The sequence below is a fragment of the Bacillus sp. Marseille-P3661 genome, from assembly GCF_900240995.1.
In the GTDB taxonomy this organism is placed as follows: Bacteria; Bacillota; Bacilli; order Bacillales; family Bacillaceae_J; genus OESV01.
Genome location: NZ_LT965954.1, coordinates 315637 through 337710 on the forward strand (window position 1 = coordinate 315637; position 22074 = coordinate 337710).

General features: G+C 34.4%; 27 protein-coding genes. 5 read left to right on the plus strand and 22 right to left on the minus strand.

The window, feature by feature from the left end:
• Positions 1-160 precede the first annotated feature (160 nt).
• From C1724_RS12460 to C1724_RS12495, 8 genes are all read right to left on the minus strand, one after another.
• Positions 161-409 carry a YkuS family protein gene (locus tag C1724_RS12460; RefSeq protein WP_102347099.1) on the minus strand — a complete coding sequence of 83 codons (249 nt, stop codon included), beginning with the start codon at positions 407-409 and terminating at the stop codon, positions 161-163.
• A 290-nt stretch (positions 410-699) separates the two neighbouring features.
• Positions 700-1830: an N-acetyldiaminopimelate deacetylase gene (locus tag C1724_RS12465; protein ID WP_102347100.1), complete on the minus strand. Its 1131-nt coding sequence runs from the start codon at positions 1828-1830 to the stop codon at positions 700-702.
• Between the two features lie 25 nt (positions 1831-1855).
• Positions 1856-2578 (minus strand): 2,3,4,5-tetrahydropyridine-2,6-dicarboxylate N-acetyltransferase, encoded by a 723-nt coding sequence (gene dapD / locus C1724_RS12470; protein WP_102347101.1) that lies wholly within the window; start codon positions 2576-2578, stop codon positions 1856-1858.
• 94 nt (positions 2579-2672) lie between these two features.
• Entirely contained in the window at positions 2673-3539 is an 867-nt protein-coding gene (locus C1724_RS12475; RefSeq protein ID WP_102347102.1) for a LysR family transcriptional regulator, read from the minus strand.
• Positions 3540-3752: 213 nt separating this feature from the next.
• Positions 3753-4190, minus strand: coding sequence for a cyclic-di-AMP-binding protein CbpB (cbpB, locus tag C1724_RS12480; RefSeq protein ID WP_102347103.1), 438 nt, complete (start codon positions 4188-4190; stop codon positions 3753-3755).
• A gap of 464 nt (positions 4191-4654) precedes the next feature.
• Positions 4655-4849: an antirepressor AbbA gene (gene abbA / locus C1724_RS12485; RefSeq protein WP_102347104.1), complete on the minus strand. Its 195-nt coding sequence runs from the start codon at positions 4847-4849 to the stop codon at positions 4655-4657.
• 93 nt (positions 4850-4942) lie between these two features.
• A complete protein-coding gene (locus C1724_RS12490; RefSeq protein WP_102347105.1) occupies positions 4943-5461 on the minus strand; it encodes a ribonuclease H-like YkuK family protein in 519 nt (172 codons plus the stop codon).
• Positions 5462-5638: 177 nt separating this feature from the next.
• Positions 5639-5884 (minus strand): YkuJ family protein, encoded by a 246-nt coding sequence (locus C1724_RS12495; RefSeq protein WP_102347106.1) that lies wholly within the window; start codon positions 5882-5884, stop codon positions 5639-5641.
• 173 nt (positions 5885-6057) lie between these two features.
• Between C1724_RS12495 and C1724_RS12500 the strand changes: the two genes are divergently transcribed.
• The gene (locus tag C1724_RS12500) at positions 6058-7020 is read left to right on the plus strand and encodes an MBL fold metallo-hydrolase (protein WP_102347107.1); all 963 of its coding nucleotides are present in this window, start codon (positions 6058-6060) and stop codon (positions 7018-7020) included.
• A gap of 72 nt (positions 7021-7092) precedes the next feature.
• Here the strand turns inward: C1724_RS12500 and C1724_RS12505 are convergent, their stop codons facing one another.
• The 5 genes from C1724_RS12505 to C1724_RS12520 form a co-directional block, all read right to left on the minus strand.
• Positions 7093-7611 (minus strand): DUF3993 domain-containing protein, encoded by a 519-nt coding sequence (locus tag C1724_RS12505; RefSeq protein ID WP_258000382.1) that lies wholly within the window; start codon positions 7609-7611, stop codon positions 7093-7095.
• Positions 7612-7637: 26 nt separating this feature from the next.
• Positions 7638-7778 (minus strand): hypothetical protein, encoded by a 141-nt coding sequence (locus tag C1724_RS25605; RefSeq protein WP_180994252.1) that lies wholly within the window; start codon positions 7776-7778, stop codon positions 7638-7640.
• 403 nt (positions 7779-8181) lie between these two features.
• The gene (locus tag C1724_RS12510; RefSeq protein ID WP_102347108.1) at positions 8182-8499 is read right to left on the minus strand and encodes a hypothetical protein; all 318 of its coding nucleotides are present in this window, start codon (positions 8497-8499) and stop codon (positions 8182-8184) included.
• Positions 8500-8640: 141 nt separating this feature from the next.
• The gene (locus C1724_RS12515; protein WP_102347109.1) at positions 8641-9858 is read right to left on the minus strand and encodes an EAL domain-containing protein; all 1218 of its coding nucleotides are present in this window, start codon (positions 9856-9858) and stop codon (positions 8641-8643) included.
• Between the two features lie 280 nt (positions 9859-10138).
• Positions 10139-11320 carry a pyridoxal-phosphate-dependent aminotransferase family protein gene (locus C1724_RS12520; RefSeq protein ID WP_180994253.1) on the minus strand — a complete coding sequence of 394 codons (1182 nt, stop codon included), beginning with the start codon at positions 11318-11320 and terminating at the stop codon, positions 10139-10141.
• Between the two features lie 182 nt (positions 11321-11502).
• On the opposite strand from C1724_RS12520, the gene C1724_RS12525 reads away from it, so the two are divergent.
• On the plus strand, positions 11503-12381 hold the full coding sequence (locus C1724_RS12525) for a metallophosphoesterase (protein WP_102347110.1): 879 nt from the start codon (positions 11503-11505) through the stop codon (positions 12379-12381).
• Positions 12382-12402: 21 nt separating this feature from the next.
• Here C1724_RS12525 and crcB (C1724_RS12530) read toward each other — a convergent pair whose 3' ends face one another.
• Positions 12403-12798 carry a fluoride efflux transporter CrcB gene (gene crcB / locus C1724_RS12530; RefSeq protein ID WP_258000431.1) on the minus strand — a complete coding sequence of 132 codons (396 nt, stop codon included), beginning with the start codon at positions 12796-12798 and terminating at the stop codon, positions 12403-12405.
• Positions 12799-12800: 2 nt separating this feature from the next.
• Positions 12801-13202, minus strand: coding sequence for a fluoride efflux transporter CrcB (crcB, locus tag C1724_RS12535; protein WP_180994254.1), 402 nt, complete (start codon positions 13200-13202; stop codon positions 12801-12803).
• Positions 13203-13297: 95 nt separating this feature from the next.
• Here crcB (C1724_RS12535) and C1724_RS12540 point away from each other — a divergent pair, with 95 nt between their 5' ends.
• On the plus strand, positions 13298-13561 hold the full coding sequence (locus C1724_RS12540) for a hypothetical protein (RefSeq protein WP_102347113.1): 264 nt from the start codon (positions 13298-13300) through the stop codon (positions 13559-13561).
• 108 nt (positions 13562-13669) lie between these two features.
• Here C1724_RS12540 and C1724_RS12550 read toward each other — a convergent pair whose 3' ends face one another.
• Positions 13670-14143, minus strand: a complete 474-nt coding sequence (locus tag C1724_RS12550) for a PCYCGC motif-containing (lipo)protein (RefSeq protein ID WP_374703450.1) — start codon at positions 14141-14143, stop codon at positions 13670-13672.
• A 313-nt stretch (positions 14144-14456) separates the two neighbouring features.
• On the opposite strand from C1724_RS12550, the gene C1724_RS12555 reads away from it, so the two are divergent.
• Complete coding sequence (locus C1724_RS12555; protein WP_102347114.1) at positions 14457-14903, plus strand: YkyB family protein; 447 nt, start codon at positions 14457-14459, stop codon at positions 14901-14903.
• A gap of 75 nt (positions 14904-14978) precedes the next feature.
• On the opposite strand, the gene C1724_RS12560 is transcribed toward C1724_RS12555, so the two are convergent.
• The 6 genes from C1724_RS12560 to C1724_RS12585 all read right to left on the minus strand — a co-directional run bounded on the left by C1724_RS12560 (position 14979) and on the right by C1724_RS12585 (position 20657).
• Positions 14979-16016 (minus strand): HD-GYP domain-containing protein, encoded by a 1038-nt coding sequence (locus C1724_RS12560; protein ID WP_102347115.1) that lies wholly within the window; start codon positions 16014-16016, stop codon positions 14979-14981.
• 222 nt (positions 16017-16238) lie between these two features.
• Positions 16239-16979 carry an ABC transporter ATP-binding protein gene (locus C1724_RS12565; protein WP_102347116.1) on the minus strand — a complete coding sequence of 247 codons (741 nt, stop codon included), beginning with the start codon at positions 16977-16979 and terminating at the stop codon, positions 16239-16241.
• A 2-nt stretch (positions 16980-16981) separates the two neighbouring features.
• Positions 16982-17683, minus strand: coding sequence for an ABC transporter permease (locus C1724_RS12570; protein ID WP_102347117.1), 702 nt, complete (start codon positions 17681-17683; stop codon positions 16982-16984).
• Between the two features lie 20 nt (positions 17684-17703).
• The gene (locus C1724_RS12575; protein WP_102347118.1) at positions 17704-18624 is read right to left on the minus strand and encodes a substrate-binding domain-containing protein; all 921 of its coding nucleotides are present in this window, start codon (positions 18622-18624) and stop codon (positions 17704-17706) included.
• Position 18625: 1 nt separating this feature from the next.
• Positions 18626-19570 (minus strand): helix-turn-helix transcriptional regulator, encoded by a 945-nt coding sequence (locus tag C1724_RS12580; RefSeq protein WP_102347119.1) that lies wholly within the window; start codon positions 19568-19570, stop codon positions 18626-18628.
• Positions 19571-19748: 178 nt separating this feature from the next.
• On the minus strand, positions 19749-20657 hold the full coding sequence (locus C1724_RS12585) for a chemotaxis protein (RefSeq protein ID WP_102347120.1): 909 nt from the start codon (positions 20655-20657) through the stop codon (positions 19749-19751).
• Between the two features lie 175 nt (positions 20658-20832).
• On the opposite strand from C1724_RS12585, the gene trpB reads away from it, so the two are divergent.
• On the plus strand, positions 20833-22014 hold the full coding sequence (gene trpB, locus C1724_RS12590; protein WP_102347121.1) for a tryptophan synthase subunit beta: 1182 nt from the start codon (positions 20833-20835) through the stop codon (positions 22012-22014).
• Positions 22015-22074 lie beyond the last annotated feature (60 nt).

Consider the following 22074-nt stretch of genomic DNA (forward strand, 5'->3'; position numbering starts at 1 on the left):
AAAACAATATGAATTTGCAAGCTAACCGTGTCTGAATAAGATAAAATATATGAATTTATTGAGATCATCTCAACTTTTATTAAAAAGAACCAATTGGGTACCCCCAATTGGTTCTCTATGCATGTTAATATTGCATATCTTTGTAAACATCTTTAATAGTTTAACGATTAATACGGCTTTCTACTTCTTGACAAATTTGGTCTGCAGTTAAACCGTTAGCTTCAATAACCGGACCCTCAATTACAGTATTTGCGATTCCCATCACGTTTGAATCTAGACCTGTGACTACGCAACAATCACAACCATTAGCATCGTTCTCGTTTTTCAACTGAACAACATCGTAACCTTTTTCTTGAAGTGCTGCTTGCACATCTGATAAAGATTGTTCAACCCCAACTCTTTTTGCCATCTTTCATCCACCTCCTTACTTTTTCATTTTTTCCGAAATAAAACATGGTTATACTACTCATAAAACTAAAAAATGCGCTAGCAGGTTTCTTTGGGTTCCTATAAGGTCTACTTAATATCGTATACTTCAATTCCAATATTGTTTAGACTTCTTAAATTATTAGAAAAACGCTAGCGCCTTGTTCACCCCCGAGGGCCTAGGGCTGAGTTGGATAGTACAAAATTTATGAACAACTTATTTTCCAAAAAATAAGTCCAAAACCGTTTGGTCTTGGACTTTTTTCAAATATATTAATTTCCTGAAACTTCTTTTAAATAATCTGTCATCAAGTTAACAGCTAAACTGATCGCATTCTCGTTAGGATTTAGTTTTGCAGAGTGCAGACCATATGGAGATTCTACACCTAACCAAAACATAAACCCTGGAATTTCTTCGAGCATATAGCCAAAATCTTCTCCTGTCATCGCTTCACGACATACAAATAAATTAGCATATGGTTGCTGTTCCACAAATTGCATAAATTCATTAGTAAGTTTTTCGTCATTATAAACTTGTCGATAATTAGAGCCAAAGTCGATTGTAGCTTCACATTGATTTGCTATTTCCAGACCTTTAACCAATTCTTCAATTCGTTTTTTTACCTTTGCCATTGATTCAACAGATAGCGTTCGAATTGTACCTTCTAGTCTTGCACGTTCTGCGATAATGTTTTGAACAGTACCGCCAGTAATTTTTCCAATTGTTATGACAGCACTATCTAACGGGTCTATATTTCGTGACACAATTGTTTGCAGTTGGGTAACCAACACGCTAGCTGCTACTACCATGTCAATAGTTTGATGCGGATATGCAGCATGTCCACCTTTACCTTTTAAATCTATGAACAATTCAGATGTGTTTGCAAATAAGAGACCCGGTTTAACCGCAATGGTACCTACGGGATATTCTGGGGCAATATGAAGAGCCATCATCATATCAGGTTTCCATTTTCTCATTGTCTCAGATTGGAGCATAGGTAAGGCTCCACCTGGCCCTTCTTCTGCCGGCTGGAAAACAAACAAAACATCATCATGTATCGGTTCATTCACAATATTTGTAAGAACTCCTAATGCAATGCTCATATGAAAATCATGTCCACACGCATGCATACGGTCTTCATGTTCAGAAACAAAATCAAGATTTGTTTCTTCAGTTATCGGCAGCCCATCAATATCCGCACGATATCCTAAGATCTTGGTTGGATTAGTACCTTTAACTTTAACAAAAATTCCCGTTTTCCATATTTCAATTTCTACACGGTCTTTATCTAACATTTCCAGATAATCTAATATGTAGCGCTGTGTTTTGACTTCTTGATAACCTAGTTCAGGTATTTTGTGTAGGTCTCGGCGAATTTCGACAAACCTGCTTGTACTAGCCATCATAAACCCCTACTTTGCATTCAAATTAGTCTTCTTTATTTAATTGACGAAGTTCTTGTTTAATTTCAGTCTTTGCTTTTGTCTTTTCATCAATTTGTTTGATTACTTTTGCTGGTGTTCCTGCTACAACAGTATTTGGTGGAACATCTTCAATTACAACCGCACCGGCAGCAACTACTGCTCCTTTACCAACTGTAACGCCTTCTAACACAACTGCATTTGCACCAATTACAACATCATCTTCAACCACTACTGGTTTAGCTGAAGGTGGTTCAACAACACCTGCTAATACTGTTCCAGCACCAATGTGGCAGTTTCTACCTACTGTAGCACGACCTCCAAGTACAACATTCATATCGATCATTGTACCTTCACCAATCACAGCACCAATATTAATAGATGCACCCATCATAATAACAGCATTATCACCAATCTCTACTTGGTCACGGATTATTGCGCCTGGCTCGATGCGAGCATTAATACCTTTTAAATCTAGCAATGGAATCGCTGAATTACGACGATCATTTTCAATTACATAATCTTCAATTTTATTAGCATTTGCTTCAATAGCAGCTTTAATTTCTTTCCATTCACCGAATAAAACTCCAGTGCTGCCTGTTACAAATACTTTTGTATTTTCACCAAAATTGATACCTTCCAAGTCCCCTTTAATATAGACTTTTACAGGTGTTGTTTTTACGCTGTTTTGTATAAAAGCAATAATTTCATTTGCATCCATTTGTTTCATATGTATAACCTCCGAATTTTTATTATGATATACTTTTACCACTTTACTCTAACAAAATGCCCCCATTATGACAAGAATTTTTACGCTCCAAACTTTAAATCATTTCTTTAATTACCGAAACAAAGGCTTGGACTTGTTTTAGTTCAAATGATGTATCATAGCCTAATAGCCAAGTATCCCTTGACATTTGCAGTCCTTTTTCCTTTAATATAGGTATTTTATGTATCTTTTCATCTTCATTTGTTAAGCTAATTGAAGGTAAAATAGCATAGCCAATACCATGAAGAGCCATCTGTTTACATGTTTCAATTTGATCAACTACAATGGTACGCTTAGGTGTAGATTTAAACTGACGATGCCACCAATCTTGAATTTGCTGATAGTAAGTTGAATCACTTTTAAATTGAATATAAGGCTTTTGTGTTTCTTTAAAGTGATTTAATTCACTCATTTCAGTATCTACTAAATAAAGTTCGTCTGAAAATATATGTTGTTTTGGTCCTTTCCAATCAGGAGCACCTCTAATAATACCTAAATGCACCTGATCCTCATATAGATGTCTCAAAATTTCACTGCTCCACCCTGTAATCAGTGATATTTGAACTTTAGGATATTTTTCAACGAACCGTTTTAAAACCCTTGGAAGCCAATATTGCCCCACGATTGAAGTAACTGCAAGTTTTAGAGTTCCATATACCTCTGATTCTAAAATTGATATTGTTTCTCTAACCTTCTCTTCTTTAGAGACAATTTCTTTAGCGTATTCAATTATTTTTTCACCTGCAGGTGTCAAGGTTAGACCCCTTTGTGAACGCAAAAATATACGTGTTCCCCATGCTTTTTCTATGGATTGTAATCGTTGACTTAATGCTGGCTGAGATACATAGAGACGATCCGCAGCTTTTCTCATATTCGCTTCCTGAGCTAATACAACTAGTATTCGAAATTCCGAAGTTTGCAACAGTATCCATCCTCATCATTTAATTAAACTGTAGTTAAGTAATTTAGCGAATTTCACTTATTTTGATACATTTTCCAGAGAGCGATATAGTTAAACCTCCTGTTGACACCTAACTGCAACCAAAACCAAAGGTCTCCTTGTCTTTAAGGGGACCTTATCTACGATTGACTCAATTAGGATACTATTTAAAACATCCTTTGGAACCAACTCCAATTACATTCGTTTTAAATTTTTCGTAAATAATTTAATAATTGATCTTCTAGTTAAAATTCCTTTAAAAACTTCTTCATCATTTTCAATGCAAACGAACGGATGATTAATAGTCAAGCCTAGCGCTCTCATAAAATCGCTATTAACTTTTAATCTGGGAATATCAGAATTCATAACATCCGCAACTTTCAATTCCGATAATCGATTCATTTCAAAGGTTTCGATACCTAAAACAGTATCCATTATCATTGCTGTACTAATTAAACCTTGTAATTTGTAGGAACGATCTAATACAGGAATCGCAGAATACCCTGATTTTGTTAGAACTAATAATGCATGTTCTAGAGGATTTTCAGCTTGAACATGTGCAACCTTATCTGATGGGATAATCAAATCTTCCAAATTTACAGTAACGATCACATCTTTCTGAAAACTATACATTTAAACAGTCCCTTCGCTTGTATTTCTTAATCTGTTGTTAAGCTATATTTAAATATTATATTTATGGGCAAGTTATAAAAATGTGGATTATTTCAGAGCCGCATATACATTCGCATGCAGTAAAAGTTTAACGTTTCAATTACATTTATTTTTTAAGGTTGGAAGCGATTACGAAAAAAACTAAGATAATGAATGATTAGTAATTTGTTTTTATTGTAACATTGTAAAGGATGCAATTTCACCTTTAATGATTTTTAGAATATTTCCCTATCTCGCTATTATTCTATAAAAAATAAACGTTTTTGGTTAATGAGAAATAATTATAGCATTAAGAAAAGCGAGCGCCTGTATGTTTCCCACTTCGTGCTAAAACCCTTTTATAAAGAATTTTCATAAAGTATAAAAAAGACTATCTCAATATTTTAATGAGACAGTCTTTTTTTCATTACTTATGTACTAGTAGATTAATAGCCTGCTTTCGTTAATCGATCATAAAGTTCATTTAATTGTTTAAGGCGAGTTTCGTCTGCTTGTTTCAAGCCTGTTTCTATGTCAGCGATCTCACTACTAACAAGTTCAATTGCATAGTTCTGATTTAATAATATTTCACCTAACATTAATTTGTCTTCATTTTTTAATAACGTTTTTGTATTAGTCATATTGATTGCTCCTCTCCAATTAACATAGTTATATCTTAACATGATAAATTCCAATACTATATAGTAAACTCTTACCACTGTAGGGATATATTATTATTTTGTATAACGATTGGCATAACTGGATGCTGCATAGCTTTCTGGTTTTATTTTAGCCTCCATACCCATTGCAGAAATCCTACCCGTCATTTCATGAATTAAATCTTTCGTTAACCCCTTACTCCCTATATCTAAATGTATTTCGTAGGTGAAATCGGCACCTTTATCGATATTCGGAAGAATTATTTCTTCTAATTGTTCTATATGTTTCTCTGTAAACATTGCGGCTATTTGTTGGCTCAAAGTTGTTTCAATCGATATTTTTTCATGTAAACTTGTTATTCGTCTAGGTACACGATATTGCCGTAAGCACCCCCAAGCACCTTTTCCTTTTCGGTGGATATGAATTGCAGTTGTAAATAATGTTTCTCTTGGATGGACATGTGAATCTGTTCCTATCGCCAAGCAATAAGAGCCGGTAGGATCTTTTTGAATAAAATTAGAAATAGCATCATACACGTCGTCAAAGGTCATAGATGATTTGGTAATATTATAAAAATAATAAGGGGTCAATATCTTTTACTCCTTTTTAAAAGGTATTTGAATCATTCCTTACTATTTATTATATGCATCCTCCCTAAATGTTGACACTTTTTAAAATATTCAGTTATATTTTATCATTTTTAATAGCCATATGACTATTTTTATTTTAGATAAAAAAAAATCTTGATGGAATAATCCATCAAGATTTTTTTATTCGTTAGAACTTAGAATATCAAAAACATCAATAGCAACCATATCAATATTATCGAATTGATATGTTTTCGGTTTTTCACCAGGCTGGTAAACCTCTAATTCGAACATTTTCGTATGATCAAAATATTTTACACTGCACTTTTTCTCACCATTAATCTCAAAGAAACGCTGTTTTGCATCACTGTTATTTTCTTCATCCTGTAGTGTTAATAATCGTTTTAAAATTCCGTGAAGTAGTGACATCCCACTTCTCCTTTCAGTCTTTTAGTATTAGGATTTACATCCAATTCATAGTCCATTCTTTCGTTTTCTATATAAATGAAAAAGACCTTCCTTTACATTCTAACCCACATTCAATAAAATTACTTTAAAGACCATTTTATGGTAAGATTAACTATTTTAGGGGGATATGTATAATGTTTCAAACAAAATTACCAACAAATTTAGGCTTTAATATTTCACTAATTGATGATCTAGATCTTGGGTTAGAGCAGCGTACTGGTACATATGTAATACATGATAAGGCACTTACGATAGTTGAGACAAGTGCTAGTCCTTCGATTCCATATATTTTAGAAGGTCTAAAACATTTAAATATCAATCCTCAAGAAATTCACTATATTATAGTAACACATATTCACCTCGATCACGCAGGTGGAGCAGGAATTTTATTAAAAGAATGTCCAAATGCTAAAATCGTTGTTCATCCAAGGGGAGCACGTCACCTTATAGATCCTTCAAAACTCATTGATGGCGCTCGCGCAGTTTATGGCGAAAAATTTGATGAACTCTTTAATCCTATTCTACCCATACCTGAGGACCGTCTAATCATTAAATATGATAATGAAAGTATCCAGTTAGCAGAAAGAACACTTACCTTTTATGATACACCGGGGCATGCAAAACACCACTTCTCGATCCATGACAGTCTTTCGAACGGAATTTTCACAGGCGATACTGTCGGTGTTTATTATCAAGATTTAAAAGAAATTAAAGTGAGTTTATTCTTACCATCAACCTCCCCTAATCAATTCAATCCTGATTCCATGATTGAGTCTACCGAGAGAATCCGTAGTTTGGGAGTTGACCGCATCTTCTTTGGCCATTATGGTATGTATGACGACCCACAAGAAGTATTTTCACAAGTAAAACAATGGCTTACTGTATTTTTAGAAATAGCAGAATTAGAATATAAAAAACTAAAAACGCCAAATATCGAAATGCTTACAGATAGAATCTCTACACAGCTGTTCTTAAGAGTTAAGAATGCGTTATCCGAACAAACTGTACCAGATGATCATAAGGTGTATAATATACTAAAAATAGATATGGAGGTCTGTGCGATGGGTCTAGCTGATTTCCTCTTAAGAAAGAACTAACGGGTTATCATAACCTATTTAGAGTCTTAAACAAGACCCAACAAAATTGAAGAGCCAAAGAAACACTCGTTACTAAGAGTGTTTCTTTGGCTCTTCTGAACTAATATTATATTCTGCAATTTTCCATCCATCATCTTGTTTTATTAGGGTTATTATCTCATATAACCCTTGTTCCCAGATCACTGGTCCTTCAAACTGTGGAGGAAAATATTCATATACAACAATCTCATTGCTGCTTGTCATAATCTTTGTATTTTCATCATATGAATAGTTAGGAATGAAATAAGGCATGAAATCTGATCCATATAAAATATATCCGTCCGACTCTAAAAATAAATGCTCTTTAATAAATAATTGTTGATAATTGTCTGTAAAATAAGGAGACAAACTAACAGCTAACTCCTCTTTACTACGAAAACCTTCACCTAAAGATAACTGGGTTTCTAATGCATCCTGTAAGAATTGAATAATTTCTGCTCTAGTCATCGTAACATTTTCGGCATTAGTTAGTTGTAATTGTACTTGTCCTACAAAGAGGAATAGTACAAAGATAACAATCATCTTTTTCATAATCCCACCCTTTCTATTCAACTCCCCCACCTATTAAGGGCAGTAAACTATTGGTTGCCTAAATCAAATGTTTTAACATTACTATCAATCGTGATCTCGATCGGAACTACTTCTTCTTCCTTTCCACATATAGGGCAAGATGTGAAATCTTGCATAATATTGCAACAGTTTTTACATGTATATTTCACCTTTATCATCCTTTCAAAATAAAATATATCGTTTTAAAGAGACTATATATAAAATTTTATCAATGTAGTATATGTTATTCGAGGATTTTCGTTCGTAAAATAACCTCATGATTAGACAGGTATTTATCTTATATTTCGCTATTATTCATATATGAATAATATTAAGTGGCAAATTAAGCTATTTTTCTAACTATTTAGCTAGAATATTTCAAGAAAGTGTTGTTTTACGGGGTAGAATGTTAAAAAAAGACGACATTTGCCATAATGACAAATGTCAGTGTTTCCTTTTTTTATCTTTTAATATAGCAAAACTTACTTAAAGAACAAAAAAACTCTACCTAAGTATGAAACCTTAGTAGAGCTCTTATGTTTATGCAAGTAAGCACGTGCTTTTCGTTTTTCTTCATAACATATAATAAACAATATACAATAAAATTAACCCAAAACCTCCAATATAGACCCAAAACACTGGATTCCTAGTATATGGGTGAGCTTCAACCACATCATTAATATCAGAGTCATAATCACTTCTTTGCTTTTGTCCTTGCGTTTGTCCTAAGCGGATGGTATAAACAAGTCCTATAGCCATTACGATGGTGAATAAGATAAGAAACACAATTGAATATTGAGACAAATTCTTCACCTCATTTTCATTTATACTACTTATACTACTAAATTCCCCATTAAGAATCGGACTTATTCGAATTAAGCGAACTTCCATATATGGAGATCATCACCAACTGTTGATTAGTATTAGGACCCTAGTGCCATTAAATTTAATAAACACTAGGGGATGGCATCTGCTTAAAGCCTGGAGGTGGGGTATTATAGTCTGTTATACCTGGACAAAATAGCCATTCTATTACATCAGGTTTTCATGTTCATATAAAAATTCGTAGGATAGGTCTATAAAAATAAATAATTGATTTGAAATTGGATATGAAAACGTACGAATCGTTTGACCAGTTTCAATATCACTATACAAATCAGATAATATACCTTTCCGTTCGTAAATCATACGTGCAATATTTTCTAAAAAGTAAGGACGCCAACTCCAATTTTTTTGGATATACTCTGGTTTAAGAACCCAGTCTTGTCTATTTTCTTTATAAAGATTGGCTGATTGCTGGAAACCGTCTTCATCGCAGATATAAATCCGAAAACTTTCATTCGAAAACAATTGTGAAACAGAAATGAGAAGTTGATCGTAATCTTTTGTTTTAAGCTTGCCGCTCAATTGAGCAAATCGATTTGAAAACTCGTTACAGATATCATATTGAGCTGAGATTTTTCGTTTTTCCTGAGCAATAAATCGTTGAAATTCTCTTTTTAACGTTTCTCTAAGGGCGTCTCTATTTAAAAAGTCGCCTGTCGGTTGTGCTAAATAAAACCCTTGGTAGTAACGGCCACCATTTTTCCATGCATACTGAAGTTGATACAATGTCTCTATATCCTCATATAAAAGAGCCGCACCTATCTTTCTTGCCAATAACGATAATGAATATAATACATCTAAATAAGATTGTGCAGTTGTCGATTGTCGCAAAAATCTTAAGTCTACTTTTAAAATATCTGGTTCAAGAAGGCGTAGTCGTTCGAGATTACTACCTTCTTTTCCTACGTTATCAACAGCAAGTTTAATCCCATATGTACGGAAATATGTAACAACATGGTTTAAATGATCAATATCTCCGCTAAAATCATGCTCAGTGATTTCTAATACAACTCGATTCAGATCAAACCCCTGTTCTTGAAAAACTAGTAATAAATTTAGTAAAGATTCACCGCGATCATTCATTAAAAGATTAGGGTTTCTGTTAATGAAAATTAAGAGGTCATCATCATTATTTGTTAACAGCTTTTCAATTGCCAGTTTCGTAACATAATCATCAATTTCTACCCGGTATTCATCGGGCACAGAATCATCATGAAAAAATGTTCCTAAACTTACTATTCCAGTTTTTGTAGAAAACCTACCTAACACTTCATGGCCAATTACTCTTTGTTCATCCGCACTAAAAACAGGCTGATAAAAAGGAGAAATCAATTCTTTGTTCGTTATAATATCTAATGGATCCACTTAGTGATCCCCCCTTACTACTTTCCAATCAAATTATCTACTGATATAATTTTAGCATAATTATACAATTTAGACCTACTTTATTGATTTGATACTTTATCATTTATTTCCATTAGGGCGTCTCATATTTCTAACCTAGTATCTTTTTGATGTTTTCAAGATTGGTTTAATGTTTAGTACACCTCCATCATTACTAACATTTTGCTCTTCTTTTTCCCTTATTAATAAAAACTCATCATAAGTAAAAAGCCTGAAGAATTTCACCAGGCTTCATTATTCTTTATTCATTTTCCCGAATATAGCGGTTAGCGGCTTCTAGAGCGGCGCCAGAAATAAAATGGTAGCCCTGTTCACGTAATACATCTTCTAGGGCGGCTAATAAATACGTTACATTATCTTGACGAGCATTATAACCCATCAAGCCAATTCTCCAGATTTTACTCTTTAACTCGCCAAGACCACCACCTATTTCTAGATTATATTTTCGAAGTAATCTTTGGCGAACTTCAGCATCTTGAACCCCATTTGGTATGTATACAGATGTTAATTGTTGGAGTCGATGCTCCTTTTTGACAAGTAATTCTAATCCCATTGCTTCTAAACCTGCATGCAATGCCCCACCATAAAGTTCATGGCGATTAAATACATTCTCTAAACCCTCATTAACAATTAAGCGCAAAGCCTCACGCAAAGAATAGACCATTGTAATTGGTGCTGTATGGTGATAAAACCGTTCATTACTCCAATAATTTTGAATCATTGAGAGGTCTAAATACCAACTTTGAACATTAGAATTTCGTTTAGATAATACCTGCACAGCCCGATCACTTAAAGTCACGGGAGCAAGCCCTGGTGGTGCACTAAGACATTTTTGTGTACCACTATAAGCTGCATCAATATGATATTCATCAATTTTGGTTGGAATTCCACCAAGAGAGGTCACCATGTCACAAACAAAAAGCACATTATGTGAATGTACAATTTCACTTAATTCCTTCAGTGGCTGTTTCACACCTGTTGATGTTTCAGCATGAACAACAGCAACTAGTTTTACATCAGCGGAGTATTGTTTTAAAACATAATCTACTTGTTCTGGTTGAATAATTTCACCCCATGGTGCTGTAATCTCAATTACTTCAGCACCACATCGTGATGCAACGTCTACCATCCTTTGTCCAAACAGGCCATTTACGCCAATAACTACTTTATCACCAGGCTCAATTAGATTAACAAATATTGTCTCCATACCTGCACTACCTGTACCTGACATTGCCAAAGTTACTTTATTTTTCGTTTGAAAAACTTGACGTAAAAGTTCCATTGTTTCATTCATAATTTCTAAAAATGCAGGATCAAGATGTCCAACAAGCGGAGACGCCATCGCACGTAATACATTCGGATGAACATCACTTGGACCAGGACCCATTAATAACCTTTTAGGTAGATTTAATTCAGTAAACAATTAACATCACTCCTTTTTTCGACCTTATATAATTTCAATAAAATTTCATGAATTCCTGCAAGTAGAGGAATTCAACCTGAAATATTCCTTACTCATATTCACTTTTAAATATAGTCCGTGATATAATGGAACTTATGTGGATTTACGGTCCTTTCAAATGAATGAAGTTAGGTTGATAATCTATGAAAACTGAAGATATTAAAATAACAAGAAGAAGCTTTCTTAAGCAACTAACATCTATCGGTATCGGTTCATTTTTGTTATCCTCGATAACGTATAGTTATGCACGATATATAGAACCGAAACAACTTAAAATTATCAAACACGAATTAATATCAACAAAAATACCTAAAAGTTTTGATGGGGTTAGAATTATTCTATTTAGTGATACTCACCTAGGACATAATTACACCATAGATCAGTTTTCTAATTTAGTTGAAACTATTAATGAACAAGTACCTGATATAATACTATTTACAGGTGATTTAATTGATGCACCTAACGAATATAACGAAATTAACAAAGTTGCACCCTTATTAAAAAACTTACGTGCCCCACTAGGTAAATTCTCCATTTACGGTAACCATGATCATGGTGGCTATGGTTCTGAGGAAATCAAAAAAATAATGGATACTTCAAATTTTGAGCTACTAGTAAATCAAAATAGAAAAGTTTATAACAAAATGCAAGATTATATTTATATTAGTGGGTTAGATGATGCAATGTTGGGACGGCCAGACGCAGTTTTAGCAATGGAAGGTCTCGACAATCAGACCTTCAATATTATGCTAGCACATCAACCTGATACCATTGACGATCTATTGCACTTCCCAATTGATATCCAACTGTCAGGACACAGTCATGGTGGGCAAATCCAACTTCCTTTTTACGGCCCAATATTTACTCCAACTGGGGCCCTTCGTTATTATGAAGGATTCTACAATGTAGGACAGATATCTTTATACGTTAATCGAGGAATTGGAACAACAAGGGTTCCCTTTCGTTTTTTATCAACACCAGAGTTGACAGTGTTTGTCTTAAGGTCGGGTACAGCAAACTAAAGCTGTACCCGTCTTTTTATTTTAACGAAGTACGGAAAAAGGACTCCAAATATAGCCAATAAAAAAAGCAGCTACGCACACAAAAATTGTACATAGTATGTAAAGTAAAGCAGTTGATAATTTATTCTCTCTAATTAAAGTAATCACTTCAAGACTAAATGTTGAAAATGTTGTAAAAGCGCCAAAAAAGCCAATCCCTACTAATAGATAAAGTGCATTATCATATAAAACACCATTACTTCCAATGTGATAGTAGCTCCTCATGAAAACTCCTAACCCTAGCGATCCAGAAAAATTTACAACAAACATAGCTAGCGGAAATGAGAGTTTTTGTTGTAATTTTGATTTAGTAATAAATATGCCTAGAAAATACCTACAAATAGCCCCAACGGCACCGCCCAATCCAACAATAAGCATTTTCAAGAGTCACTTACCTCTTGTTGATTTGATAGTTTCAATCCTAAAAATAATCCAAAATAGACTGCAATAAAAGAACCGATTATTGTTCCAGTCAAATATATTAATGATAATGTATAATCCGAATTGGTCATAAGTGTAACTGAATCTGCTGCAAATGTTGACATAGTTGTAAACCCCCCACAAAATCCTGTTCCTAGAGCTAACTTCACCCAAGTATGCTTAATTAACTTTAACGAAAGACCGGTTATAAATCCAAGTAACAAACTACCGAATATATTTTCAATAAAGGTTGCAATCGGAAAATCACTATGAATATAGGTGATGTTAATGAAATATCTGCCCATTGCCCCCAATCCGCCGCCAATTCCTACAGCGATAATATTCATATACTTTTCTTGCAAAAGCCAACTCTCCTTTACACATTCTAATAATACAGGCTCCATTTAAACTGTCTGTCATAAGATGCTTGTAGAATCATATCTAGGAGGTGAATTATATGTATCATGATCTAAGAACAACACAGTATCATCATGGGCATCATGGGCATCATGGGCATCATGGGCATCATGGGCATCATAAGGACGACCACCATGGACAACATCACAGTGGAGGAGCCTTTTTACCATTTCTTGCTGGCTTAGCAGTTAGTCCATTTTTACAAGGGTTAGGCCAAAATTATGTTTATCCACCCTATCCACCATACTCACCACAACCATACAATTATAACCCATATTACCCATATGGTCCGTATCCTTATTAAACAAACTAAAAATAGACTAAAAATGCCCTCTTTTCAACAAAAGAAGGCATTTTACCTATATTTGATAAAAGCTATGAAACATGTCCATTAAATAGTTAAAAACATCTCTTATTCTGGCATAGGTGTAGGTGTTGATTCTACTCCATTTCCGCCATATTTACTATCTACAATATCACGAATAGTTTTTAAATCTGTTCCTTTTTCATATTCAGCTTTAGCCTCACGGGCTATATCAATGCAAATTCCTCAGCCAAGTCCCATACTATCAAGTTTCGCAATATTCCCATCGATATTATCTACGAAACACGCAGTATTATTAGTATGTCCATCAGTTTCATGACAGCCACAATAACAAGGCATGTAATCAGTAACCTCTGGATGCTCTGCCGCAAATGCATATGCCTCGAGTGCTTCATCTGTACCATATTCAATCATAATTGGTGACCAGTCATTTGTCTCTAAATTATATTCCATTGCCATGTTTGCCTGCTGTTCCTTTTCAAGAGTTCCTTCGTCAGAAGAACTGCATCCTGATACAAATAGCAATACAGCTAACAAAGTAAGTATACTTACCTTCTTCAACTTTCTTCCTCCTTCAAATAAAAAACACATTGAAATAGTCGTTTTCGGAATAATAGTATCATGTAATAACAACGAATGCATTTGATTTTTCTCTTAATCTTCTATAATTCAAGAGTCTGACATAAAGGTTTGACAATTTTATGAAAATCATTAAATTATCTATCTATATGAGTGAACGATTCTCTTTTTTTGTTGTTGGAAATCCTGTACAAGTGTATAATAATAAAAAACACATTGCATCAGTATCAATAGGTAACTCTACTTTATTATAAATTCAATATATAAATTATCCTATGAAAGGAGTTTAGACAAAATGGTACACTCAATTGAGGAACTCTCACGAGCCCTCTTTATTGTTAATAAACACGCAAAAGCTGCCCCAAATCCAAAATTCCTATACTTCCTCAAGAAAAAAGCACTAGAAAAATTAATTAAAGAGGGAAAAGCAAAAAAAGTCGGATTACATTTTTCAAATAATCCAAAAAACAGTCAACAAAGATCAGACCTTCTAGTCTCAGTTGGTGAGTATTATTTTCATATTCCTCCTACCAAAGATGACTTTGAGAAACTTCCTCATCTTGGAAAACTAAATAATTCCTATCGAAATCCCAAAACACAGTTATCGCTAACAACTGCGAAAATGATTCTACAAGATTATACCGGAATAGCCAATCCTGTCTCTAGTAATACAGTACAGCCTTCCGCAAAGAAAAAATATCAAAAACCAGTATTTAAAAAACTAGGCCAATCTTATTTTTAATAATAAAAGCATAGAACATATGTATTTCCTGAAGGCGAATTCGCATATCATCTATGCTTTTATTTATTAACTAGATTATAATATTTTTTTAATAAAAACAGTTGTTTTTTTCCCTAAGTCGACTTCCTTTACTTCATAATCATCAAACTTTGATTGATTGTATTTTTCAAATATACGAATAATTGGTCGCTGTGGCAAGCCTTGATTCTGCCCTACTATTACACCTGTTTCCCCAGTAGTTAACCTAACTTGTCTTCCGGTTGGATAAAAAGCAACCGAGCGTAAAAATGTCCACACAACTTGATGGTCAAAGTATGTATTTGTTAAAGCAAAAATTTTCTCACATGCCACATGCGGATTAACAGGAATACTACCATCCAAATGCGCAATTTGATTATCATAGAAATTAGTAACGGCTACAATTTTGGCAAATAGAGGTATTTTATCACCCGTAATCATTCTTGGCCAACCACTTCCATCAACATTTTCATGATGTTGTAAAGCAACGTGTGCAGATACAGTACTAATCTCATGCTTTTTTCTTAATAAATTAAACCCCAACCATGTGTGATCATTCATCTTTTCACCAGTATTACTTTGGGGGGATTTTAGTATTTTACCAATATCATGGAATATAGCACCTATTGCTAATTCTTTAATTTCGTTCCGATTTAACCCCATTTTAAAACCAACAATAACGGACATAATACAAACATTAATGGAGTGAACAAATAGTGCATTATCATTGGTACGGATGTCAGTAAGACTTGTCAGTACATTTTGGTTTTGAAAGATTTCATCTATAATTTTTTCAGTCGTTTTACTAATCGCTTTCAAATTGAAATCTTTTCCAGACTGAATATATTGAACTGACTCTGCTAATGATTGCATAACCTCTCTTTTTGTCGACTCAGAAACTACCTCCTCAATTTTAATATCTCCAAAACGCTCATCCATTAAAAAGATAGCATTAACTCCCATTTGTCTTAATCTTGAAATGAGCCCAATTGTAAGTATTACTCCTTTTTCTAATAGTATTCTACCATCGCCAGTATAGATCGTCTGTCCAAGAATCTCGCTTTGTTTCACATTATCTATCAACGAATATCTCATATAGGTCCTTCTCTCTTACAAATATCCATCTAATTAATGAATAGGGAATCTAAATCAACTATAAAATTGTAAATATTGCAACTATAGCATGAGTATCTTATAACTATTGTATCAGAATTCAACTCATTCTAAATAGTTCTTTAAAAGGAAATACCGACAAACTCTCAACGGTTATAAAAAAATTCAAAATAAAAAGGGTATCGGCTTTTTCCGATACACCTATTATCCTTCGATTAATGGGGTCATCCAATCTCTCAAAAAAACGGAAAGCTCTTCTGGATAGGTTTGCTGGAGATTCAATATATCTGACTTGTTACTTTTATTTACCAGATTTCCATTAAACATGATTAATATATCATCACATAAATACTGAACCTCATGATAATCATGACTTATAAATATCACTGTAGTTTTAGTAAGGTTTAATATTTCTTTTAAGTCTTTTAATAGTTTTCTTCTTGTCGGCAAATCCAGTGCGGAAAATGGCTCATCCAAAAATAATATTTCCGGTTCACTTGCTAATGCCCTTGCTAGTGAGACTCGTTGCGCCTCTCCTCCTGATAAAGTTCGTGCGCGTTGATTCGATAGTTGAGTAACTCCAAATTGTGCTAACCAATGTTCTACTCTTTCGTTTATGATCTTTCTTGATTGCTTTCTTAACTTCAAACCAAGGGCAACATTTTGGTAAACTGTTGTATCAAGCATTAATGGTTGTTGAAACACTACTGAAAGTTTTCGTCGCTCAACCACTGATATTTTACCAGGATTAACTTTATTTTTATCTAAATAAATTGTTCCTTCCGATGGTATTTCTAATAATGCCATAACTTTTAATAGTGTACTTTTTCCAGCTCCATTTGGTCCGATAATTGCCGTCACCTTATTTGATTCAATGTTTAGTTTGGCTACATCTAATATTTGTTTGCCTTTTTTTACAACTTTTATTCCAAGTAAATCTATCATATTTACCATCCTTTTGAATCCCTTTGTTGTAATAAAGTTAGACCAAGAGTTACTAAGTATGCCAATAACATTAAGATAACGGATATTCCGATCGCTACTTGAGTATTTCCTTTTGAAACCTCCATAACAGTAGCTGTTGTTAAGACTCTTGAATAACCTTTAATATTACCGCCAACCATCATTGATGCGCCAACTTCAGATACAACGGCACCGAACCCTGCTATTATAGCTGCTATTATCGCAAATCGTACTTCTCTTATTACAAGAAATAACATCTGCAAACGAGTAGCACCCAAAGCCTTTATTTGCATTCTCATTTTTTCATCCACCTGCATTATAGCTGCATTGGTTAAACCCATAACGATTGGCGAAGCAATCACCGCCTGAGCAATAACGATTGCAGTTGGTGTATATAGCAATTCCAACTCCCCTAACGGCCCATTTCTAGCTAATAATAAATACACCCATAAACCGACGACAACTGGAGGAAATCCCATCGCTGTATTAACAATACTGACGATCAAACGTCGTCCTGGAAAATGAATCCACGCCAACATAACCCCTAACGGTATACCAATAATTAAACTTATAAGAGTAGCTAACCCTGAAACTTTCAAGGTTAGCCACGTAATTGCATATATTTCTGGATTAAATGTGATCAGCATTAGAAACGCCTCAATCACACCATTAATAATCATTTCCATAAAAACTCACCTATAAGTGATTATTTGACTGCATCCGGGAAAAAAAGAGGTTGTCCAAATTCTTCTACTCCAAATTCACCAATAACCTCTTGTGTTTCAGGTGCAATCATAAATTCAACAAATGCTTTACCTGCTTCTCCATTAATCATCTCAAATTTTTCTGGATTTACTTGCATAACATGGTAAATATTTAACAGGTTTTCTTCTCCTTCAATCAATATCTCCAATTCCAAATCGTCCTTCAGCGCTAAGTAAGTAGCACGGTCAGTTAATGTATAACCACCCTTTTCAGATGCTACTTTAAGCGTACTTCCCATTCCTTGTCCTGTTTCTTGATACCATTGTCCTCCTGGTTCATTAGAGCTGTTTTTCCAAATAGTTAATTCCTTTTTATGTGTTCCAGAATCATCACCGCGTGACGCGAAAACATTCTCGGATTGCGCAATCTTTGTAAATGCTTCTACAGCTGTAGCTGCCCCTTTAATACCTGCAGGATCTTCACTCGGTCCCACTATAACAAAATCATTGTGCATTACAAGTTGGTAATTAACCGCCACACCACTATCAACTAATGGCTTTTCTGACTCAGGTGCGTGAACTAAGAGAACATCCGCTTCACCATTTTGTCCCATTTCTAATGCCTTTCCAGTACCAACTGCAATCGTCTTCACCATATATCCTGTTTGTTCTTCAAATATTGGAACTAAAACATCTAAAAGACCACTGTCTTGAGTACTAGTTGTCGTAGCCATTATAAAGTTTCCTTTATTCTCTTCGCTAGTTTTCTCCGCGACTGGTGCCGCAGGCTGTTCAGTTTGTTGTTCACTAGTCGTTTCCTGTTCTGGAGCAGTACTGTTACCACAACCACCCATAAAAATTAGCAATATTAAAGCAATCATACCTAGTACAGTTATATTTATTTTTGTATTCCACTTGACCATCTTATTCGTCCTCCTTAACTATTTTTCCAATGTTATTTACGTCATAACCGCCTAATCTGTTAATCTTCTCTTTTAAACTAGGAGAATGCAATACTTTCATAAATACTTGACCATAGTTACTTTCTAAAAAACCCTGTTTCATAACAAAATCATAGTTTTCTTTCGTTAGAAAGACAAAGTCTAATCCAAATGTCCTGGCAGCACTTTCTGTTCCTAGAGCAACATCTGCCAAACCTCTTGCCACCTTTGATGCGGAACTGAAATGTGTTTGTTCTATTTGTTCATAACCGTTTATACTATTGCGATCAATCTTTCGCTGTTTTAGCTGATAGTCCAATAGTATTCTTGTACCAGCGCCTTTCTGGCGATTTACCATCTTTAAATCCGACCGTGATAAATCATCCCATGATGTAAGATTTTTAGGATTACCTCTTGGCACAATCCAACCGATATTTCGTTGTACAAAGTGAATGATATGTATGAACTCATTTGGGAAAATCCTTTTAACTAATGGTACATTGTAACGTCCAGTTTCTTCATCAAACAAATGACAGCCCGTAATATCTGCTTTCCCAAAATACAGATTCATAAGTCCATCCAGACTTCCAATAAATCCAGTAAAAAACGGAACACTAGGATCTGACTCTCTTATAGTATTTGCTAACTCTTCTACTGCATGATCATGGCTACCTAAAAACAAAATAGGCTCTTTATTAGTAAGAGAGGGTAATGGTTCAAATGGAATCTGATCTGATACATCCCGCTGATTATTAACTACAGGATGTTGTTTATTTGTAAATTGAGTAATCGAATCAGGATCAAAGCGCATTTTCCTTCCGATTCTTATTGCTTTTAATTCTCCTCGTTTAACCATTTCATATACCGTATATTTCGAGATTTTTAATAGTTTAGCTACTTCTTCAGGTTTTAACAGATCATGTTCCATTGATTTTCACCTCCTGTTTAATAATATTTTGACTACCTTATCATAAACTAACAAAACCAAAAAAAGAAGTGAATTCCATCACATTTAGTTAGTTTTTGTTTGGTTTAGTTTATTTTTGTGAGTAACCGATTAAAGCATGTAAAAAAGGAGTGCGCAATAGTGCGCACCCCTACTTTAACTAAAGTACATATTTATCAATTAGTTTAACCAATTCAACTATCTCAGGTTTACTTACCTGTGCTGTTGCACCTACCATTTCCCCCTTGTGGCGCAAGTCATCTGTTATTAGCGATGAAAAGATGATAACAGGTAATTTACTTAATTCAGCTTGGTCTTTAATTCGTTTAGTTAGATGATGGCCGTCCATTTTTGGCATTTCAATATCGGTAATAATTAACTGGACTTCGTTCTCAATATTTCTCCCTGTATTTACTAGGTCTTCTAGATAGTCTAATGCATCCTGACCATTCTCAAAGAATGTAAGTCGACCATAACCAGCTTGCTCTAAAGTCTCCTCTAAAAGTTTTCTTAACAACGCAGAGTCTTCTGCAATGATAATACTTTTATTTGAACGTTCACGTGGTCCGAGTTTCTTAAGCTGATCTACACTAATACCTGATTGTGGGTTTATATCAACAACAATTTTTTCATAATCTAATAGAAGGACCATTTCTTCGTTCATCTTAATGACTCCAATAATTTGGCTTTCCAAACCTGAATACATTTCGCTTGGCTTATCAATTTGTTTCCAAGAAATACGATGAATTTGCGAAACGGTATGAACATGAAAAACTATTTTTGTTTGATTGAATTCACAAACAATGAATTTATCTTGTTTCGGATTGCTTGATACTGGAAATCCAAGTACGGTAGCCATATTTACTACAGGCAGTACTTCACCTCGAATTGAAATAATTCCCTCAACTGATGGGTGGGCATGAGGGACAACCGTGATTGGTACAGGATTAATAATTTCTTTAACCTTAATTACATTTATTCCAAATTTATTATTTGCTACACCAAATTCAACAATCTCTAATTCATTGGTTCCGCTTTCTAGTAAAATTCCTTTATTATTTAAGCTCATACTTTTCGCCCTTCCCTAATATCAAATATTAATTTTATTATATTTGATATTTAAACATTTTAAAATAGAAAACCCTAAAGGACATTAAAATTCAATATTTCCATTTATAGCGCGTTGCATTTGTCAGAATATTTGCTAGAATATAATTATATTTGATATTTAGGAGGACATTAAAATGAGTAGAGCTAAAGCAGAGGAAAAAGGTTACTTTGGATCTTTTGGTGGAAGTATGGTTCCTCCACAATTACAAGAAGCACTAGATTATATAGAAACCCAATTTGAAAAATACAAGGATGACGAGGAATTTAATCAAGAATTTAAATACTATTTAAAGGAATATGTTGGCCGTGAAAATCCACTAACATTTGCCCAAAACTTAACACGTAAGCTTGGCGGTGCTAAGATCTATCTGAAACGTGAGGACCTAAACCACATGGGGGCCCACAAAATAAATAACGTACTTGGACAGATTCTCCTAGCTAAAAGAATGGGAGCCAAAAGAGTAATAGCAGAAACAGGCGCTGGCCAACATGGTGTTGCAACTGCAATGGTTTGCGCCATGTTTGACATTGAATGTGTGATTTATATGGGACTAGAGGATACAAAACGACAAGCATTAAACGTATTCCGCATGGAGATGTTGGGTGCCCAAGTTGTTGCAGTATCAAAGGGACAAGCCCGATTAAAGGACGCTGTTGATGAAGCATTAAATGACCTAATAGCCAACTACAAAAATACTTTTTATTTATTAGGTTCAGCAGTAGGGCCACATCCATATCCAACAATGGTGAAACATTTCCAATCTGTCATTAGTGAAGAATCTAAACGTCAAATCTTAGAGAAGGAAGGACGTTTGCCAATTGCAGTTGTTGCTTGTGTAGGTGGCGGAAGTAATGCAATTGGAGCATTTGCCCATTATATTGACGAACCTACTGTGCGTTTAATTGGCGTTGAGCCTGATCAAGCCGCTACAATGACTAAGGGTGTGCCAGCAGTAATTCACGGTTTTAAAACACTGACATTATTAGATGAGGAAGGCAATCCGCAGCCCACTTTTTCAATAGCTGCTGGTCTCGATTATCCTGGAGTTGGACCCGAGCATAGTTATTTAAAAGAAAGCGGTCGGGCAGAATATTATACGGTTTCAAACGAAGAAGTTTTAGATGCCTTCAAAACCTTAAGTAGAACCGAGGGAATTATTCCTGCATTAGAAAGTACACATGCTGTGGCCTACACTTTAAAGCTAGCTAAGCAATTGGGCAAAGAAGATATTATTATTGTTAATATTTCAGGACGTGGTGATAAAGATGTCCAACATGTATATAACCTTTTGAAAGAAAAAAACGAACAAAACTAACATTTTACATCTAACCCTGATCATTCATCAGGGTTTTTTGTATCTATAATTTCAGGGCAC

What these genes read in the sequence shown, in the direction of transcription:
- C1724_RS12460 (WP_102347099.1), bottom strand. Translation starts at nt 409, where the DNA reads ATGGCAAAAAGAGTTGGGGTTGAACAATCTTTATCAGATGTGCAAGCA.
- C1724_RS12465 (WP_102347100.1), bottom strand. Translation starts at nt 1,830, where the DNA reads ATGGCTAGTACAAGCAGGTTTGTCGAAATTCGCCGAGACCTACACAAA.
- dapD (WP_102347101.1), bottom strand. Translation starts at nt 2,578, where the DNA reads ATGAAACAAATGGATGCAAATGAAATTATTGCTTTTATACAAAACAGC.
- cbpB (WP_102347103.1), bottom strand. Translation starts at nt 4,190, where the DNA reads ATGTATAGTTTTCAGAAAGATGTGATCGTTACTGTAAATTTGGAAGAT.
- abbA (WP_102347104.1), bottom strand. Translation starts at nt 4,849, where the DNA reads ATGACTAATACAAAAACGTTATTAAAAAATGAAGACAAATTAATGTTA.
- C1724_RS12495 (WP_102347106.1), bottom strand. Translation starts at nt 5,884, where the DNA reads ATGTCACTACTTCACGGAATTTTAAAACGATTATTAACACTACAGGAT.
- C1724_RS12500 (WP_102347107.1), top strand. Translation starts at nt 6,058, where the DNA reads ATGTTTCAAACAAAATTACCAACAAATTTAGGCTTTAATATTTCACTA.
- C1724_RS12510 (WP_102347108.1), bottom strand. Translation starts at nt 8,499, where the DNA reads ATGGAAGTTCGCTTAATTCGAATAAGTCCGATTCTTAATGGGGAATTT.
- C1724_RS12525 (WP_102347110.1), top strand. Translation starts at nt 11,503, where the DNA reads ATGAAAACTGAAGATATTAAAATAACAAGAAGAAGCTTTCTTAAGCAA.
- crcB (WP_258000431.1), bottom strand. Translation starts at nt 12,798, where the DNA reads ATGCTTATTGTTGGATTGGGCGGTGCCGTTGGGGCTATTTGTAGGTAT.
- C1724_RS12540 (WP_102347113.1), top strand. Translation starts at nt 13,298, where the DNA reads ATGTATCATGATCTAAGAACAACACAGTATCATCATGGGCATCATGGG.
- C1724_RS12555 (WP_102347114.1), top strand. Translation starts at nt 14,457, where the DNA reads ATGGTACACTCAATTGAGGAACTCTCACGAGCCCTCTTTATTGTTAAT.
- C1724_RS12560 (WP_102347115.1), bottom strand. Translation starts at nt 16,016, where the DNA reads ATGAGATATTCGTTGATAGATAATGTGAAACAAAGCGAGATTCTTGGA.
- C1724_RS12565 (WP_102347116.1), bottom strand. Translation starts at nt 16,979, where the DNA reads ATGATAGATTTACTTGGAATAAAAGTTGTAAAAAAAGGCAAACAAATA.
- C1724_RS12570 (WP_102347117.1), bottom strand. Translation starts at nt 17,683, where the DNA reads ATGGAAATGATTATTAATGGTGTGATTGAGGCGTTTCTAATGCTGATC.
- C1724_RS12575 (WP_102347118.1), bottom strand. Translation starts at nt 18,624, where the DNA reads ATGGTCAAGTGGAATACAAAAATAAATATAACTGTACTAGGTATGATT.
- C1724_RS12580 (WP_102347119.1), bottom strand. Translation starts at nt 19,570, where the DNA reads ATGGAACATGATCTGTTAAAACCTGAAGAAGTAGCTAAACTATTAAAA.
- C1724_RS12585 (WP_102347120.1), bottom strand. Translation starts at nt 20,657, where the DNA reads ATGAGCTTAAATAATAAAGGAATTTTACTAGAAAGCGGAACCAATGAA.
- trpB (WP_102347121.1), top strand. Translation starts at nt 20,833, where the DNA reads ATGAGTAGAGCTAAAGCAGAGGAAAAAGGTTACTTTGGATCTTTTGGT.